The organism is Streptomyces sp. NPDC031064 (assembly GCF_055570965.1).
On the sequence record NZ_JBVIGF010000002.1, the window covers coordinates 309,127 to 324,755 of the forward strand.

Below are 15,629 nucleotides of genomic sequence, written 5' to 3' on the forward strand. Positions count from 1 at the left end.
TGGTGTCAGTGGCACGTGGCAGTGTTGGCGAGTATGTGCGGACGTTATTCGGCGAGTCGTCATCCCGAGGATCTGACCGGACTCTTCCAGATAGAGAAATGGGAGCCGGAGGAGGCCCTGGCCCCCGACTGGAACGTGGCCCCGACCAAAGAGGTGTACGCGGTCCTCGAACGCCCTCTCAAGGACAAGGACGCGGATCACCGCCGTCCGGTTCGGCAGCTCCGCGTCCTGAAGTGGGGCCTCGTGCCGTCCTGGTCGAAGTCTCCGGAGGGCGCCGCGCGGATGATCAACGCCCGCGCCGAGACCGTCCACGAGAAGCCCTCCTTCCGGCGGGCGTTCGCCACGCGCCGGTGCATCCTGCCCGCCGACGGCTATTACGAGTGGGTCACCGGCACCGACGAGCGGCAGTTGGAAGAGCAGGGCAAGAAGAAGCGCCCCCGCAAGCAGCCCTATTTCGTCACGCCCGCCGACGGATCGGTCTTCGCCATGGCCGGGCTGTACGAGTTCTGGCGCGACCCCACCCTGGCGCCCGACCACCCGCGGGCCTGGTGGGCCACCTGCTCGGTGATCACCACCGAGGCCGACACCGACCCCCTGGGCGTGGCCCCGGCGGAGGGCCCGCGCTCGCTGGCCGACATCCACCCGCGCATGCCGCTGATGCTGACCCCCGACCGGTGGGACGCCTGGCTGGACCCGGCCCGCACGGACCCGGACGAGGTGCGCTCCCTGCTCACCCCGCCGCCCGCCGGCCTGATGCGGGCCCACCCCGTCACCACCGCCGTCAGCAACGTCCGCAACAACGGACCCGAGCTGCCGGCGGAAATCCCCGCCCCCGAGGAGGCAACCCTGTTCTGAGCCCGGCACACGGCAGGATGGCCGGGTGACCACCACCGAAACCGTTCCGACCGGCGTCGGGGACGCCCGGATCCGTTGGTACGAGGCCGAGGGCGCCGCCCGTCTCGTCGTCGCCCTGAGCCACGGCGCCGGAGGGGGCATCGAGGCCCGCGACCTCCAGGCGCTCGCCGCCAGCCTGCCCGCCGCCGGGGTGACCGTCGCGCTCGTCGAGCAGCCCTGGCGGGTCGCCGGCAAGAAGCTGGCCCCCGCGCCGGGGCGGCTCGACGAGGGCTGGCGCGACCTGTGGCCGGCGCTGCGCGCACCCGGTGTGCCCGTGGTGGCGGGCGGGCGCAGCGCCGGCGCCCGCGTGGCCTGCCGTACCGCGCGTGAGCTGGGCGCCCACGCCGTGCTCGCGCTGTCCTTCCCGCTCCACCCGCCCGGCAAGCCGGAGAGCTCCCGGGCGGACGAGCTGCTCGGCGCCGGAGTGCCCACGCTCGTCGTCCAGGGCGGCAACGATCCGTTCGGCAGGCCGGAGGAGTTCCCGGCCGGGGAGCACGAGCTGGTCGAGGTGCCCTACGGCGATCATGGATTCGCCGTGCCCAAGCGGGCGCCCCTCACCCAGGACGAGGCCCTGAAGGTGATCACCGACGCGGTCGGGAAATGGGTGCGCGCCGTGCGGGAATGACGGAGGGCCCACCCGGTGTTGTGACGAGCGTCGGTGAGAGAGAACAGCCAGGAGAGGGAGTCCGTCGCATGGGTTCGACCATCTGCCCGAGCCGGTCGCAGTCCGCCACCGAGCTGGACTGGACCGTGCTGCCGGCGGCCACGACCGCCCCTGGTCTGACGGGCCGCACACCGGGTGGGAAGAATCGGAAGGACCTGTCCCCGGAAGGTCGACTATTCTCCGATTCGAGCGGGTCCGCACTCGGTCTCGCCGCCGCAGCGCTGGAGGAGGTGGGTCCGGTCACTGGGACCGACACAGGGACCGACGACGGCCACGAGGAGACCACGGCCGAGCGTAACGCGCGCTTCGAGCGGGACGCCCTGGAGTACCTCGACCAGATGTACTCGGCGGCGCTGCGCATGACGCGCAACCCCGCCGACGCCGAGGACCTGGTGCAGGAGACGTACGCGAAGGCGTACGGGTCCTTCCACCAGTTCCGTGAGGGCACCAACCTCAAGGCGTGGCTGTACCGCATCCTCACGAACACCTTCATCAACTCGTACCGCAAGAAGCAGCGCGAGCCCCAGCGCAGCGCCGCCGAGGAGATCGAGGACTGGCAGCTCGCCCGCGCGGAGTCGCACATGTCCACCGGTCTGCGGTCGGCCGAGTCCCAGGCGCTGGACCACCTGCCCGACTCCGACGTGAAGGAAGCCCTCCAGGCGATCCCCGAGGAGTTCCGCATCGCCGTCTATCTGGCCGATGTCGAGGGCTTTGCGTACAAGGAGATCGCGGACATCATGGGTACACCCATCGGTACGGTGATGTCCCGACTGCATCGTGGGCGCCGCCAACTGCGCGGCATGCTCGAGGACTACGCCCGCGAACGCGGGCTGGTCCCCGCGGGCGCCGGAGAGTCGTCGAACAACGGGAAAGGCTCGGGCTCATGAGCTGCGGAGAGCCGCACGAGACGGACTGCTCGGAGGTCCTGGACCACCTCTACGAGTTCCTCGACCGCGAGATGCCCGACAGTGACTGCACCAAGTTCGAGGTGCACTTCGAGGAGTGCTCCCCGTGCCTGGAGAAGTACGGGCTGGAACAGGCCGTGAAGAAGCTGGTCAAGCGGTGCTGCGGACACGACGACGTGCCGGCGGACCTGCGGGCCAAGGTCATGGGCCGGATCGAGCTGATCCGGTCGGGTGAGACCGTGCCGGACCACGACGTGACGGCAGCCACCCAGGAGTAGCAGTTCCCGGAACAGAAAGGGGTGCGCCGCGTTCGTTCGCGGCGCGCCCCTTCTCCGTTTCCCGTGCCGTATGCCTCACGTCACCCGAAGGTGCTAATCGGCTTTGTCCAGCCGCCACCCCGCGGCCAACTCGTTAGCCTGACGGTCCACTTGGCCGACAAGAGACCAAGCCGACAAAGAGACCTACGGACGGCGGGGAGACGGTGGTGGAGATTCCGGCAGCGGCGCGCGCGTACATCGCCGGAGCCGTGTCGTGCGCCGTGGCGTGCGCGCTCCCGGCGCTCGCCCCCGACGCCTCGACCCCCTGGCGCGCACTGCTCCTGCTCGCCGCGCTCTACGCCCTGTGCGAGTGGCCCGCCCGCTGCCCGCTCCTGGGCAGGATGCTCGGCGCGGAGTCCGTTCCGGTGGGTGCCGGATCGTTCTTTCCCGTGCTGCTCGCGGCCGCCCTGCTGCTGCCGCCCGCCGCGGCCGCCCTCGCCGCCGTGCCGGGCGCGCTGGTCTCCCACGTCGAGCAGCGGCCCGCCCTGCCGCGCCGGGTCTGGCGTGCCGCGCAGCTCGCCCTCGCCACCTGGGCGGCCGCGCACACGGCGGTGCTCCTCGGCGGGCCCGCCGGCGTCGCCGCCGCCGACTTCCCGCGCGTCCTGCTGCCCGCCGGCGCCGCCGCGCTCGCCTTCTGCCTGGTGGTCACCGCCCTCGACGGCGGCATCCTGGCCACCGCCGAACGGGTCCCGCTGCCCGCCGCCTGGCGCGGCCTGCTGCCCCGCTCGCTCGCCCCGCACGCCCTGCACGGGCTCGCCGGGCTGATGATGGCGGTGCTGTGGCGCAGCCCGTACGGCTGGCCGGCCGCGCTGTTCGTCATGCTGCCCATGTACATCTCCTGCTGGATGTACGCCCAGTACCACCGGGAGCGCGCCGCCCACCAGGCCACGATCCGGGCGCTCGTGCAGGCCGTCGACATCAAGGACGCCTACACCCGGGGCCACAGCGAACGGGTCGGGCACGCCTCGGTGCTCATCGCCCGCGAACTGGGCATGGACGAGTCGCGGCTGGACGTGATCCGGTTCGCCGGGATCCTGCACGACGTCGGCAAGCTCGGCGTCCCCACGCGGGTGCTGCGCAAGGACGGGCCGCTGACCCCGGAGGAGCGGCGGGTGATCGAGCTGCATCCGGAGTACGGGGACGAGATCGTGCGCGGCATCGGGTTCCTGGGCGAGGCACGCGCGGCGATCCTCCACCACCACGAGCGGATGGACGGCAGCGGTTATCCCTACGGCCTGAGCGGCGACCGGATTCCGGAGGCGGCGCGGGTGGTCGCCGTCGCGGACGCCTTCGACGCGATGACGTCGACCCGCTCCTACCGGCGGGCCAGGCCCGTCGCGACGGCGGTGGCCGAGCTGGAGCGGTGCGCGGGGCGGCAGTTCGACCCCCGGATGGTCCGGGCGCTGGTGCGGGCGCTGGACCGGCACGGCTGGGGCACGCCGGTCACGGCCGACGAGGCCCCCGTCGGCACAACGGCTCCCGGAGCGGGCGCGGGACCGGCCGGCGCGGGTGCCGGTGCCGGTGCCGGTGCGGGCGCGGGACCGGCCGGTGCGGGAACGCGCCCCGGGAGCCCGCCCCGCCCACGCGGAAACGTCCCGGCGGGACGGCGCCCGGCCACCGGCTACGGTCACGGTCCCGGCTACGGTTCCGGTTCCGGCTCCGGCCCGGCTCCGGGCGGCGCCCGGTGAGGACGCGACAACCCGCGGCCCCCGGCCCGCCGGGCGTCGTGGCCGTACTGCTCCGGACCGCCGCCGTCACCGTCGCGGCGGCCGGGCTCGGGTGGACCCTGTGGCACGGGGTCGCCGAGCCGGGCACCGCGCTGGCCTTCGGGTTGCTGATCACCGTCGGTGAGCTCGCCCGGTGGGGTGCCCGGCCCCGGGAGAGGGAGCCCGCGCCCCTCGCGGCGGCCGGAGCCCTGGCGTACGCCCTGCTCGGCGAGTCCGCCGGGCGGCCCACCACCCACGGCGTCGCCCAGATCGTCGCCGTCGTCGTCGCGGGCGCCCTGATCGGCGCCGTACCGCGGGTCGCCCGGGGGCAGGGGCCCGCGTTGGACCACGTGGCCCGCCGGGTGCTCACGGTCGCCTTCGCCGCCGTCTGCTTCCAGCCCCTGTACAACTCGGGCGAACTATTGCGGGCGGTTGGACGGGGGCACTATTACGCGCTGTTCCTGCTGGTCCTCCTCGTCCTGACCGCCCTGTGCGACGCGGTCCTCGCCGCCCTGCTGCTGCGCGCCCGCACCGGCCACCCCTACGGCCCGCTCCTTTGCGACGAGCTGCGCGCCCTGCTGGGCATCGGCTCCGCCGTGTGCGCCACCGGAGCCGTGATCGCCCTGGCCGTGGCCGTCGCGGGCCTGTGGGCGCTGCCCGTCTTCTGCGTACCGCTGCTGCTCACCCAGTTGTCCTTCCGCCGGTACGCCGCCGTCCGCGACACGTACCGCCAGACCATCGCCTCCCTCGCGCGTGCCACCGAGATCGCCGGTTACACCTCCCCCGGACACGCCCACCGGGTGGCGGCGCTCAGCCGCGCCGTCGGGCGCGAGCTGGGACTGTCGGGGCCCGATCTGACCGTTCTGGAGTACGCCGCACTGATGCACGACATCGGACAGCTCTCCCTGGTCGATCCCGTACCGGGAGGCGCCACGGCCCGCCTTCCGGAGGCCGAACAGCGCCGTATCGCGCTGCTCGGCGGCGCCGTGGTGCGCCAGACCGGCGTCCCGGCGGCCGTCGCGGTCGTCGTGGAGCGGCAGGCCGACCCGTACCGCGAGCAGCCGCTGCCGGCGCGCATCGTCCGTGCGGTGAACGCGTACGACGAGCTGTCGCGGGAAGGCGGGGAGCACGCGGACGGGGCGCTGTGCGCGCTGGAGCGGCTCCGGCTGGGCACCGCGCGGGACTATCACCCGAAAGTGGTGGAGTCACTCGCCAGAGTCCTCGCCCGCGGCGGCGTCACGGGCCCGGCCCCTGGGTAACCCATGGGTAATGAGCGGGCGTGCGACCCGGCATGGTTGGATGCGAACAAGAGGGTGTCCGGGGGCAGAGACCTTCAGCGACCGGCAGACCGGCAGGCGGGAATCGTGAGGATCTTCGGGAAGGTACGGCATCGGCCCTCCGCCTCGTGGCGGCAGGCCACCGACCGCGCGTTCACGCTGATCGGGGACGGGCGGTACGAGGACGCGGGCGCGCTGCTGACGCGTGCGGCGGATCTGGAGCCCTGGCTCTCGGAGTCCTGGTTCAACCTGGCGCTGCTGCACAAGTTCCGGCACGACTGGGAGCAGGCGCGTACCGCGGGGCTGCGGGCCGTGGCCCTGCTCGACAAGGAGACCGGGGCGCCCGACTGGTGGAACGTCGGGATCGCCGCCACCGCGCTCCAGGACTGGCCGCTGGCCCGCCGTGCCTGGCAGGCGTACGGGCTGAAGGTGCCTGGGGGCCCCTCCCGTGCCGGAGGCCACGGGGGAGCCGCCGCGGCCGGCGGGGAGCCGACCGGGATGGAGCTGGGCAGCGCCGCCGTGCGGCTGTCGCCGGAGGGCGAGGCCGAGGTGGTGTGGGGCCGCAGGCTCGACCCGGCCCGGATGGAGGTGCTCTCCATCCCGCTGCCGTCCTCGGGGCGGCGCTGGGGCGAGGTCGTGCTGCACGACGGGGTCCCCAACGGCGAGCGGACCACGTCGGCGGGGCACAGCTTCCCGGTGTTCGACGAGATCGAACTGTGGGCGCCGTCACCGGTGCCGACCTGGGTGGTGCTCCTGGAGGCGGCCACCGAGGACGACCGGGACGCCCTGGAGCGGCTGGCGGCCGACGCCGGGTTCGCCGCCGAGGACTGGTCGTCGTCGGTGCGGCTGCTGTGCCGGGCCTGCTCCGAGTCGCGGATGCCCAGCGCCGAGGGCGAGGGCGAGCACCTGGACCCGCACGACCACAGCGAGCCGGGGCACCCGGGGCCGCTGGGCCACCGGTCGCCGGGCGAGCTGTGGGTGCCGGAGCGCGAGTGCGGCATCGCGGCGCCCGCCGGGCTGGTGCGGGGGCTGCTGGACGGCTGGGTCGCGGACAGCCCGGACAGCCGTGAGTGGCGGGATCTCGAAGAGGTCTGCTGACCCCTGTCACCGGCGGCCCGTAGGCTGTACGGGCACAACGCGGCGTGCCGCACGGGCACGGCACGGCATCGGGTACCGAGGGAAGGCGCAGAAGCGGACATGGCGCAGCAGGAGACGGCTCAGCAGGTCGACGACGAGGGCTTCATCGTCGACACGGAGGACTGCGAGGAGCGCGAGCGCGCGTACCGCGAGCGCGGTACGTCCCGCCCGATCACGGTGGTCGGCAATCCGGTGCTGCACAAGGAGTGCAAGGACGTCACCGAGTTCGACGACGAGCTGGCGCGGCTCGTGGACGACATGTTCGCCAGCCAGCGGACGGCGGAGGGCGTGGGCCTGGCCGCCAACCAGATCGGCGTCGACCTGAAGGTCTTCGTCTACGACTGCATGGACGACGAGGGCGTCCGGCACGTGGGCGTGGTCTGCAACCCGGTGCTGGAGGAGCTGCCGGTGGAGGGGCGCGTCCTGGACGACTCCAATGAGGGGTGCCTGTCGGTGCCGGGCGCGTACGCCTCGCTGGCCCGGCCGGACTACGCGGTGGTGCGCGGCCAGGACGTGCAGGGCAACCCCATCAGGGTGCGCGGGACGGGATACTTCGCCCGCTGCCTCCAGCACGAGACGGACCACCTGTACGGGTACCTGTACATCGACCGGCTCTCGAAGCGGGACCGCAAGGACGCGCTGAAGCAGATGGCCGAGAAGACCCCTCGCTACCCGGTCGTCCCGAACGACTGACGCCCCGTGTGGGCGGGCCCCGTTCCGGTGACCGGGACGGGGCCTTGGTGTTGCCGCCAGTTGCCGCCAATGGGCCGACAAATGACGGGTGTCCAAGCCCTGTTGACGCGCGTCAACCCGCCGGTCAGTCTCGTGGGCGGGGTTCCTTTCGGACATGGAGGCTCGATGCTCGGACGTACCGCACGACTCCTGCTGTCGATTGTCATGCTCATGTCTGCAACGGTGACCGGTGTGGTCGCCACCGCCGGCACCGCCCACGCCGACGGCTGCTACACCTGGTCGCGCACCCTCTCCCAGGGCGCGTCCGGCGCCGACGTCACCCAGCTCCAGATCCGGGTCGCCGGCTACCCCGGCTACGGCGGCGTCCTCGCCATCGACGGCGACTACGGCCCGGCGACCACGGCGGCGGTCAAGCGCTTCCAGGCCGCGTACGGCCTCACGGCGGACGGCATCGCCGGGTCCGCCACCTTCAGCAAGCTCTACGCCCTCCAGGACGACGACTGCACGCCCGTGCACTTCGGCTACGGCGAGCTCAACGACTGCAACACCACCTGGGCGGGCGGGGCGGTGGATGCCACCACCGCCAAGGCCAACGCACTGCGCACCATGTGGAAGCTGGAGGCCATGCGCCACGCGCTCGGCGACCAGCCCATCACCGTGACCAGCGGTTTCCGGTCGTACGCCTGCAACGAGGCCGTCGGCGGGGCGTCCGGCAGCCGCCACCTGTACGGGGACGCCGCAGACCTGGGCGCGGGCCCGCACTCCCTGTGCAAACTGGCCCAGCAGGCCCGCAACCACGGCTTCAACGGCATCCTCGGCCCCGGCTACCCCGGCCACGGCGACCACACCCACGTCGACCACCGCGCGAGCCGCTACTGGTCCGCCTCCCAGTGCGGCATCTGACCGGTCAGGCCGCCCGGCGGGCGAGCACCGCCCACGCGGCGCCCGCGCCGACCGCGTACCAGAGCAGGTCCGGGCCGTGGAACGAGGTGCCGAGGACCAGCGGCGCGAGCCTGCTGTGAGCGGCCAGCGCGGCCGGGACGCCCGTCAACTGGAACAGCTCCACCGCGCACGAGAAAGCCAAGCCGACCCCGGCCGCCACCACCGGCCGGAGCCGCGGCGCGGCCGCCACCACCAGCGCCACGACCAGCACCGTGTACAGCGCGTCCCCCGCGTACGTGGCCCACGCGCCCGTCGCCGCGGACCTGACACCCAGGCCCGCGGCGACGGTCAGCGCGGCGGCGGCACAGGCCGCGAGCCGCGCCCGCACCACGTCAGAAGTCCTCGTCCAGGTCGACGGAACCCTCCACCGCCACCTGGTAGGCGGAGACGCGGCGCTCGAAGAAGTTCGTCAGCTCCTGCACGCCCTGGAGCTCCATGAACGAGAACGGGTTCTCCGAGCCGTACACCGGGGCGAAGCCCAGGCGTGTCAGGCGCTGGTCGGCGACGCACTCCAGGTACTGGCGCATCGACTCGGTGTTCATGCCCGGCAGGCCGTCACCGCACAGGTCGCGGCCGAACTGGAGCTCCGCCGCCACGGCCTCCTTCAGCATGTCGGTGACCTGCTGCTGGAGCTCGTCGTCGAAGAGGTCCGGCTCCTCCTTGCGGACGGTGTCGACGACCTCGAACGCGAAGTTCATGTGCATCGTCTCGTCGCGGAACACCCAGTTGGTGCCGGTCGCCAGGCCGTGCAGCAGACCGCGCGAGCGGAACCAGTACACGTACGCGAAGGCCCCGTAGAAGAACAGGCCCTCGATGCAGGCGGCGAAGCAGATCAGGTTCAGCAGGAAGCGGCGGCGGTCGGCCTTCGTCTCCAGCCGGTCGATCTTCTCGACCGAGTCCATCCACCGGAAGCAGAACTGCGCCTTCTCGCGGATGGAGGGGATGTTCTCGACGGCGGCGAACGCGGCCGCGCGGTCCTCCGGGTCGGGGAGGTAGGTGTCCAGCAGCGTCAGGTAGAACTGGACGTGCACGGCCTCCTCGAACAACTGCCGCGACAGGTACAGCCGCGCCTCGGGGGAGTTGATGTGCTTGTAGAGCGTCAGCACCAGGTTGTTCGCCACGATCGAGTCGCCCGTCGCGAAGAACGCCACCAGCCGGCCGATCAGGTGCTGCTCGCCGGGCGTCAGCTTGGCGAGGTCGGTGACGTCGGAGTGGAGGTCGACCTCCTCCACGGTCCAGGTGTTCTTGATGGCGTCCCGGTAGCGCTCGTAGAAGTCCGGGTAGCGCATCGGGCGCAGGGTGAGCTCGAAGCCCGGGTCGAGCAGGTTCTTGTTCTCCACGGTCATTACTGGCAGGCCTCGCAGGACTCGGGGTTTTCCAGGGAGCAGGCGACGGCGTCTTCCGGAGTCACCTGCGCGGGTACGGGGACGGCGGGAGCCGCGGACGCGGCACGGGCGATCCGGGTCGCCGGGCGCGAACGGAGGTAGTACGTCGTCTTCAGGCCCTGCTTCCAGGCGTACGCGTACATCGACGACAGCTTGCCGATCGTCGGCGTCTCCATGAACAGGTTCAGCGACTGCGACTGGTCCAGGAACGGCGTACGCGCCGCCGCCATGTCGATCAGGCCGCGCTGCGGGATCTCCCACGCCGTCCGGTACAGCTCGCGCACCTCGGCCGGGATCCAGGTGAAGCCCTGCACCGAGCCGCTGGACTCGCGCAGCGCCTCACGGGTCTGCGCGTCCCACACGCCGAGCCGCTTCAGCTCCTCCACCAGGTAGGAGTTGACCTGGAGGAACTCGCCCGACAGCGTCTCGCGCTTGAACAGGTTGGACACCTGCGGCTCGACGCACTCGTACACGCCCGCGATCGAGGCGATCGTCGCGGTCGGCGCGATGGCGAGGAGCAGCGAGTTGCGCATGCCGACCTCGGCGATACGGGCGCGCAGCGCCTCCCACCGCTCCGGCCAGGTCAGCTCCACGTCGTAGTGGTCGGGGTGCAGCACCCCGCGCGCCGTGCGGGTCTTCTCCCAGGCGGGCAGCGGGCCGTTGCGTTCGGCGAGGTCGGCCGACGCCTCGTACGCGGCGAGCATGATCCGCTCGGCGATGCGGGTCGACAGGGCACGCGCCTCGGGGGAGTCGAACGGCAGTCGCAGCTTGAAGAAGACGTCCTGGAGGCCCATGGCGCCGAGGCCCACCGGCCGCCACTTGGCGTTGGACCGCCCGGCCTGCTCGGTCGGGTAGAAGTTGATGTCGACGACCCGGTCCAGGAACGTGACGGCCGTACGGACGGTCGCGTCGAGCCGCTCCCAGTCGATGTCCCCGCCGGACACGAACGCGCCCAGGTTGACCGAGCCCAGGTTGCACACGGCCGTCTCGCCGTCGTCCGTGACCTCCAGGATCTCGGTGCACAGGTTGGACGAGTGGACCGTGTGGCCCGGCTCGGCGGTCTGGTTGGCCGTACGGTTCGAGGCGTCCTTGAACGTCATCCAGCCGTTGCCGGTCTGCGCCAGGGTGCGCATCATCCGGCCGTACAGGTCACGGGCCGGCATGGTCTTGCGGGCCAGCCCCTTGGCCTCGGCGGCGCGGTAGGCGGCGTCGAACTCGTCGCCCCACAGGTCGACCAGCTCCGGCACGTCGACGGGCGAGAACAGCGACCACTCGGCGTCGGCGTTGACCCGGCGCATGAACTCGTCCGGGATCCAGTGCGCCAGGTTCAGGTTGTGCGTGCGCCGCGCCTCCTCACCCGTGTTGTCGCGCAGCTCCAGGAACTCCTCGATGTCCGCGTGCCAGGTCTCCAGGTACACGGCCGCCGCACCCTTGCGCCGCCCGCCCTGGTTCACGGCCGCGACCGAGGCGTCCAGCGTCTTCAGGAACGGCACGATGCCGTTGGAGTGCCCGTTGGTGCCGCGGATCAGCGAACCGCGCGCCCGGATGCGGGAGTACGACAGACCGATGCCGCCCGCGTGCTTCGACAGCCGCGCCACCTGGTGGTAGCGGTCGTAGATGGAGTCGAGCTCGTCCAGCGGCGAGTCCAGCAGGTAGCACGAGGACATCTGCGGGTGGCGCGTACCGGAGTTGAACAGCGTGGGGGAGGAGGGCAGGTAGTCCAGCCGGCTCATCAGCCCGTACAGGGACGCCACCTCGTCCAGGGCGCGGACCGAATCGTCCTCGGCCAGCCCCGCCGCCACCCGCAGCATGAAGTGCTGCGGCGTCTCGATCACCTTGCGCGTGATCGGGTGCCGGAGCAGGTAGCGCGAGTACAGCGTCCGCAGCCCGAAGTAGCCGAACCGGTCGTCGGCGGCCGGGTCGATCAGCGCGTCCATCCGGTCGGCGTGGGCCGTCACGAACGCGGCCGTACGGTCGGCGATCAGACCCTCCCGGTGCCCCACGGCCACCGACGCCGAGAACGACACCGCCCCCTGACCGGCCGCCTCCTTGGTGATCGTCACGGTCAGCAACCGCGCCGCGAGCCGGGAGTACGCGGGGTCCTCGGAGATCAGCCCGGCGGCCGCCTCGGTGGCGAGCTCGCGCAGCTCCGCCTCGTCCGAACCGGCGTGCCGGCCCCGCAGCGCGGCGGCGGCGACCCGGCCCGGGTCGGTGTCGGGCAGATCGGCGGTCAGGTCGGTCAGGGTCCGCAGCAGTACGGTCCCGGGTCCGTCCGTCTCCGTCGTGTCCGTGACTGCGACTGCTGAAGCCGGATCGGCTGGCGCGATGGTCACGTGGGGGCTCTCCCTCGCTCGGCTCGGGGCCACCGCGGACGCGGGCAGGGGAGCGGGCACACCCGGGCACAGGGTGCGGGGCACCGCGTCCACCGGCCCATTCCGCGAGGCCCGGACGTCTGGGCACCCGGGCCGGACGGTCCGGGCGCGCTGTCGGCAGGTCTTCGGACTCGTACGTACACAAAGGCACACCAACACACCGTTGCGGGACAGTTCCGGATTTCCACCGGATTCCCCTGCGGCGACAGCGAGGACGAGCATACATGTGGGGGGCGCGAGTTGAGGCACCCCCCACATGTTGTGTCGGTCAGAGCCTCAGAGGGCCAGCGCGTACGTGGGGAGCGTCACGCCCGGGACGGGCCGCACGTCCCTCTCGGGGGTCCGGACGAACCCCAGCCGCTCGTAGATCCGGTGCGCCGCCCGCATGGACGCCTGCGTGGACAGCACCAGCCGCGCGCACCCCTCCACCGCCCGCGCCCGCTCCACGCACGCCCGGACGAGCGCCTCACCCGCGCCCCGCCGCCGCGCCTCCCGGGCCACCGCGAGCATCCGCAGCTCGGCCTCCCCGTCGCGGGCCAGGCCCGCCCACGGACCGCCGCCCCGCGCGACGAACGTCACCCCGCCCAGCACCCGTTCGTCCCGCTCCACGGCCACGAGCACCTCCGCGCCGGCGGCCCGCCGGGCCACGTCCCGCAGCGCGATCAGGTACTCGTCGCTCTCCCCGAAGGCCAGGAGCCCGTCCCCGAGGTACGCCTGGGCCGTGATGTCGGCGAGCGTCCCGTGTTCCTCGGGCCGTACCGCCCTGATGGTGATGTCCATGGTCCGAGTGTGGAGGGGTACGGCGACGGGCCGCCGCATTTCCGTCTCCGGAAACACGGCGGCCCGTCGTGCGGTCACCCGCTCAGCAGCAGCGGAACCCGTCGCGGGGGTCCGCCTCCCGCGCGTCGGTGCGCCTGCGCTCGAACTCGCGCCGGGTCATCACCTCGGCGCTCGGGTCGCAGCGCCGGGCGTGGGCGACGTACGCGTCGTACGCGCCCTCGCCGGAGACCTCGCGGACGTACCAGCGCACCCACCTGACGGCGCGTCGCAGCCGGCCGTCCGGCCGTGCGGTCACGGGGGGCCTCACCGCGGTCCTCACCGGGAGCCGGTCCCGGCCGGCACCTCGTCACCGCTGCCGCCGTCCTCGCGGATGCCGCCCTCGGGGCCGAGGCCGGCGGCCACCAGCTCTGCCTTCTCCTCCGCCGTGGGGAAGAGCCCGGCGGGTGCGACGAGCCTGGAGGGGGTGTACGGGACCTCGGAGAGCTTCACGCCGGCCGGGTTGGTGATGGCCTTGTAGCAGACCCGCCCGGCGTCGGCGATCACCACGACGATGAGGAGGGCGAACAGGGCGGAGAGGACGCCGTCCACGGTGGAGTTGGTGACGACGGTGTGCATGTCGTCCATCGACTTCGCGGGCGGCAGCACCTGGCCGGAGTCGATGCCCGCCTGGTACTTGTCCCGCTGGGCGAAGAAGCCCACGCGCGGGTCCGCCGAGAAGATCTTCTGCCAGCTCGCGGTGAGCGTGACCGCCACGTCCCAGGCGAGCGGCACGGCGGTGACCCAGGCCCACTTCAGCCGGCCCGACTTGACGAGCAGCGTCGTGCAGACGGCCAGCGCGACGGCGGCCAGGAGCTGGTTGGCGATGCCGAACAGCGGGAAGAGCTGGTTGATGCCGCCCAGCGGGTCGTGCACGCCGACCCAGAGGAAGTAGCCCCAGCCGCCGACCACGACCGCGCTGGCGAACCAGACGCCCGGCTTCCAGCTCACCTGCTTGAAGGGCTTGTAGAGGTTGCCGAGCGTGTCCTGGAGCATGAAGCGGCCCACGCGGGTGCCGGCGTCCAGCGTCGTCAGGATGAACAGCGCCTCGAACATGATGGCGAAGTGGTACCAGAACGCCTTCATGGTGGCGCCGCCGAACACCGCGGAGAAGATCTCCGACATGCCGAGCGCGAAGGTCGGCGCGCCGCCGGTCCGGGACAGCAGCGACGCCTCCTCGACGTCCGCCGCGGCCTTGGCGAGCTGGTCGGGGGAGATGGTGAAGCCGAAGTTGGACACGGCTTCGGCGGCGGACTGCACGGTCGTGCCGACCACGCCCGCCGGGGAGTTGACGGCGAAGAAGAGACCGGGGTCGATGATGCAGGCCGCGATCATCGCCATGACGGCGACGAAGGACTCGGTGAGCATCGACCCGTACCCGATCATCCGGATCTGGGTCTCCTTCTGGACCATCTTCGGGGTGGTGCCCGAGGAGACCAGGGAGTGGAAGCCGGACAGGGCGCCGCACGCGATGGTGATGAAGACGAACGGGAACATCGAACCGGCGAAGACGGGCCCGTCGCCGCGGCTCGCGAAGTCCGTGACGGCCGGCATCTTCAGCGTCGGCAGGGCGAGGAAGACGCCGAGGGCGAGCAGCGCGATCGTGCCGACCTTCATGAAGGTCGAGAGGTAGTCGCGCGGGGCGAGCAGCAGCCACACCGGCAGGACGGAGGCGAGGAAGCCGTACACGACCATCCAGATGACCAGCGTGCCCGGCTCCAGGGTGAAGGTCTCCGCGAGGGACGACTCGGCGACCCAGCCGCCCGCGACGATCGCCAGGAGCAGCAGCGCGACGCCGATGACGGAGACCTCGGTGACCCGGCCGGGCCGCAGCACCCGCAGGTAGACGCCCATGAACAGGGCGATCGGGATGGTCATGCCGATGGAGAAGACGCCCCACGGCGAGTGCGCCAGGGCGTTGACGATGACCAGCGCCAGCACGGCCAGCAGGATGATCATGATGGCGAACACCGCGATCAGCGCGGCCGCTCCGCCGAACGGGCCGATCTCGTCACGGGCCATCTGGCCGAGCGAACGGCCGTCCCGGCGGGTGGAGAAGAACAGCGTCACCATGTCCTGGACGGCACCGGCGAAGATCACGCCGACGATGATCCAGATGGTGCCCGGCAGGTAGCCCATCTGCGCGGCGAGGACCGGGCCCACCAGCGGGCCGGCGCCGGCGACCGCCGCGAAGTGGTGGCCGAAGAGGACCCGGCGGTCGGTGGGGTGGAAGTCGACACCGTTGTCGAGCCGCTCGGCGGGCGTGGCGCGGGTCTTGTCGACCTTGAGTACCCGGTTCGCGATGAAGCGGGAGTAGAAGCGGTAGGCGATGGCGTACGAGCCGAGCGCGGCCGCCAGCATCCAGGCGGCCGAGATCTCCTCACCGCGGGAGAGCGCGAGCATGGCCCATCCGGCCGCCCCCGCGAGGGCCACGAGCGACCAGAGGACGATCGACCGCGGAGTGAGGCCCGTCCCTGAAGAGTTGGGTGGTGCCGACGGCTCTGGCATGGTGCACGTCCCC

General features: G+C 72.1%; 15 protein-coding genes and 1 riboswitch. Of the genes, 9 read left to right on the forward strand and 6 right to left on the reverse strand.

The genetic code is table 11. The features are described 5' to 3' along the window. The first annotated feature begins 33 nt into the window (after positions 1 to 33). The 9 genes from ACZ46W_RS08160 to ACZ46W_RS08200 all read left to right on the forward strand — a co-directional run bounded on the left by ACZ46W_RS08160 (position 34) and on the right by ACZ46W_RS08200 (position 8,496). Complete coding sequence (locus ACZ46W_RS08160; protein ID WP_468333233.1) at positions 34 to 855, forward strand: SOS response-associated peptidase; 822 nt, start codon at positions 34 to 36, stop codon at positions 853 to 855. Positions 856 to 880: 25 nt separating this feature from the next. Further along, on the forward strand, positions 881 to 1,519 hold the full coding sequence (locus ACZ46W_RS08165) for an alpha/beta hydrolase family protein (protein ID WP_468333236.1): 639 nt from the start codon (positions 881 to 883) through the stop codon (positions 1,517 to 1,519). A gap of 269 nt (positions 1,520 to 1,788) precedes the next feature. Next, the gene (locus ACZ46W_RS08170) at positions 1,789 to 2,445 is read left to right on the forward strand and encodes a sigma-70 family RNA polymerase sigma factor (protein WP_198944053.1); all 657 of its coding nucleotides are present in this window, start codon (positions 1,789 to 1,791) and stop codon (positions 2,443 to 2,445) included. Beyond that, positions 2,442 to 2,741: a mycothiol system anti-sigma-R factor gene (gene rsrA, locus ACZ46W_RS08175; RefSeq protein ID WP_366127538.1), complete on the forward strand. Its 300-nt coding sequence runs from the start codon at positions 2,442 to 2,444 to the stop codon at positions 2,739 to 2,741. The genes ACZ46W_RS08170 and rsrA overlap by 4 nt, the downstream gene beginning before the upstream one ends. A gap of 203 nt (positions 2,742 to 2,944) precedes the next feature. After that, on the forward strand, positions 2,945 to 4,468 hold the full coding sequence (locus tag ACZ46W_RS08180) for an HD-GYP domain-containing protein (RefSeq protein ID WP_468333240.1): 1,524 nt from the start codon (positions 2,945 to 2,947) through the stop codon (positions 4,466 to 4,468). 38 nt (positions 4,469 to 4,506) lie between these two features. Then, positions 4,507 to 5,745 (forward strand): HD-GYP domain-containing protein, encoded by a 1,239-nt coding sequence (locus ACZ46W_RS08185; protein ID WP_468333243.1) that lies wholly within the window; start codon positions 4,507 to 4,509, stop codon positions 5,743 to 5,745. Positions 5,746 to 5,850: 105 nt separating this feature from the next. Continuing rightward, on the forward strand, positions 5,851 to 6,861 hold the full coding sequence (locus ACZ46W_RS08190; protein WP_468333246.1) for a tetratricopeptide repeat protein: 1,011 nt from the start codon (positions 5,851 to 5,853) through the stop codon (positions 6,859 to 6,861). Between the two features lie 99 nt (positions 6,862 to 6,960). Beyond that, positions 6,961 to 7,593, forward strand: coding sequence for a peptide deformylase (gene def, locus ACZ46W_RS08195; RefSeq protein WP_468333249.1), 633 nt, complete (start codon positions 6,961 to 6,963; stop codon positions 7,591 to 7,593). A gap of 165 nt (positions 7,594 to 7,758) precedes the next feature. Next, on the forward strand, positions 7,759 to 8,496 hold the full coding sequence (locus ACZ46W_RS08200; protein ID WP_468333252.1) for a D-Ala-D-Ala carboxypeptidase family metallohydrolase: 738 nt from the start codon (positions 7,759 to 7,761) through the stop codon (positions 8,494 to 8,496). Positions 8,497 to 8,500: 4 nt separating this feature from the next. Here ACZ46W_RS08200 and ACZ46W_RS08205 read toward each other — a convergent pair whose 3' ends face one another. The 6 genes from ACZ46W_RS08205 to ACZ46W_RS08230 all read right to left on the reverse strand — a co-directional run bounded on the left by ACZ46W_RS08205 (position 8,501) and on the right by ACZ46W_RS08230 (position 15,616). Beyond that, positions 8,501 to 8,866 (reverse strand): ribosomal maturation YjgA family protein, encoded by a 366-nt coding sequence (locus ACZ46W_RS08205; RefSeq protein WP_468333255.1) that lies wholly within the window; start codon positions 8,864 to 8,866, stop codon positions 8,501 to 8,503. Between the two features lies 1 nt (position 8,867). Then, positions 8,868 to 9,881 carry a ribonucleotide-diphosphate reductase subunit beta gene (locus ACZ46W_RS08210; protein WP_468333258.1) on the reverse strand — a complete coding sequence of 338 codons (1,014 nt, stop codon included), beginning with the start codon at positions 9,879 to 9,881 and terminating at the stop codon, positions 8,868 to 8,870. Then, positions 9,881 to 12,253, reverse strand: coding sequence for a ribonucleoside-diphosphate reductase subunit alpha (locus ACZ46W_RS08215; protein ID WP_468333261.1), 2,373 nt, complete (start codon positions 12,251 to 12,253; stop codon positions 9,881 to 9,883). The genes ACZ46W_RS08210 and ACZ46W_RS08215 overlap by 1 nt, the downstream gene beginning before the upstream one ends. Before the next feature lie 138 nt (positions 12,254 to 12,391). Beyond that, a riboswitch (cobalamin riboswitch) is annotated at positions 12,392 to 12,514 on the reverse strand. 54 nt (positions 12,515 to 12,568) lie between these two features. After that, entirely contained in the window at positions 12,569 to 13,072 is a 504-nt protein-coding gene (locus tag ACZ46W_RS08220) for a GNAT family N-acetyltransferase (RefSeq protein ID WP_468333264.1), read from the reverse strand. Between the two features lie 82 nt (positions 13,073 to 13,154). Beyond that, entirely contained in the window at positions 13,155 to 13,367 is a 213-nt protein-coding gene (locus ACZ46W_RS08225) for a YbdD/YjiX family protein (protein ID WP_468333266.1), read from the reverse strand. A 20-nt stretch (positions 13,368 to 13,387) separates the two neighbouring features. Next, positions 13,388 to 15,616, reverse strand: a complete 2,229-nt coding sequence (locus ACZ46W_RS08230; protein WP_468333269.1) for a carbon starvation CstA family protein — start codon at positions 15,614 to 15,616, stop codon at positions 13,388 to 13,390. Positions 15,617 to 15,629: the final 13 nt, after the last annotated feature.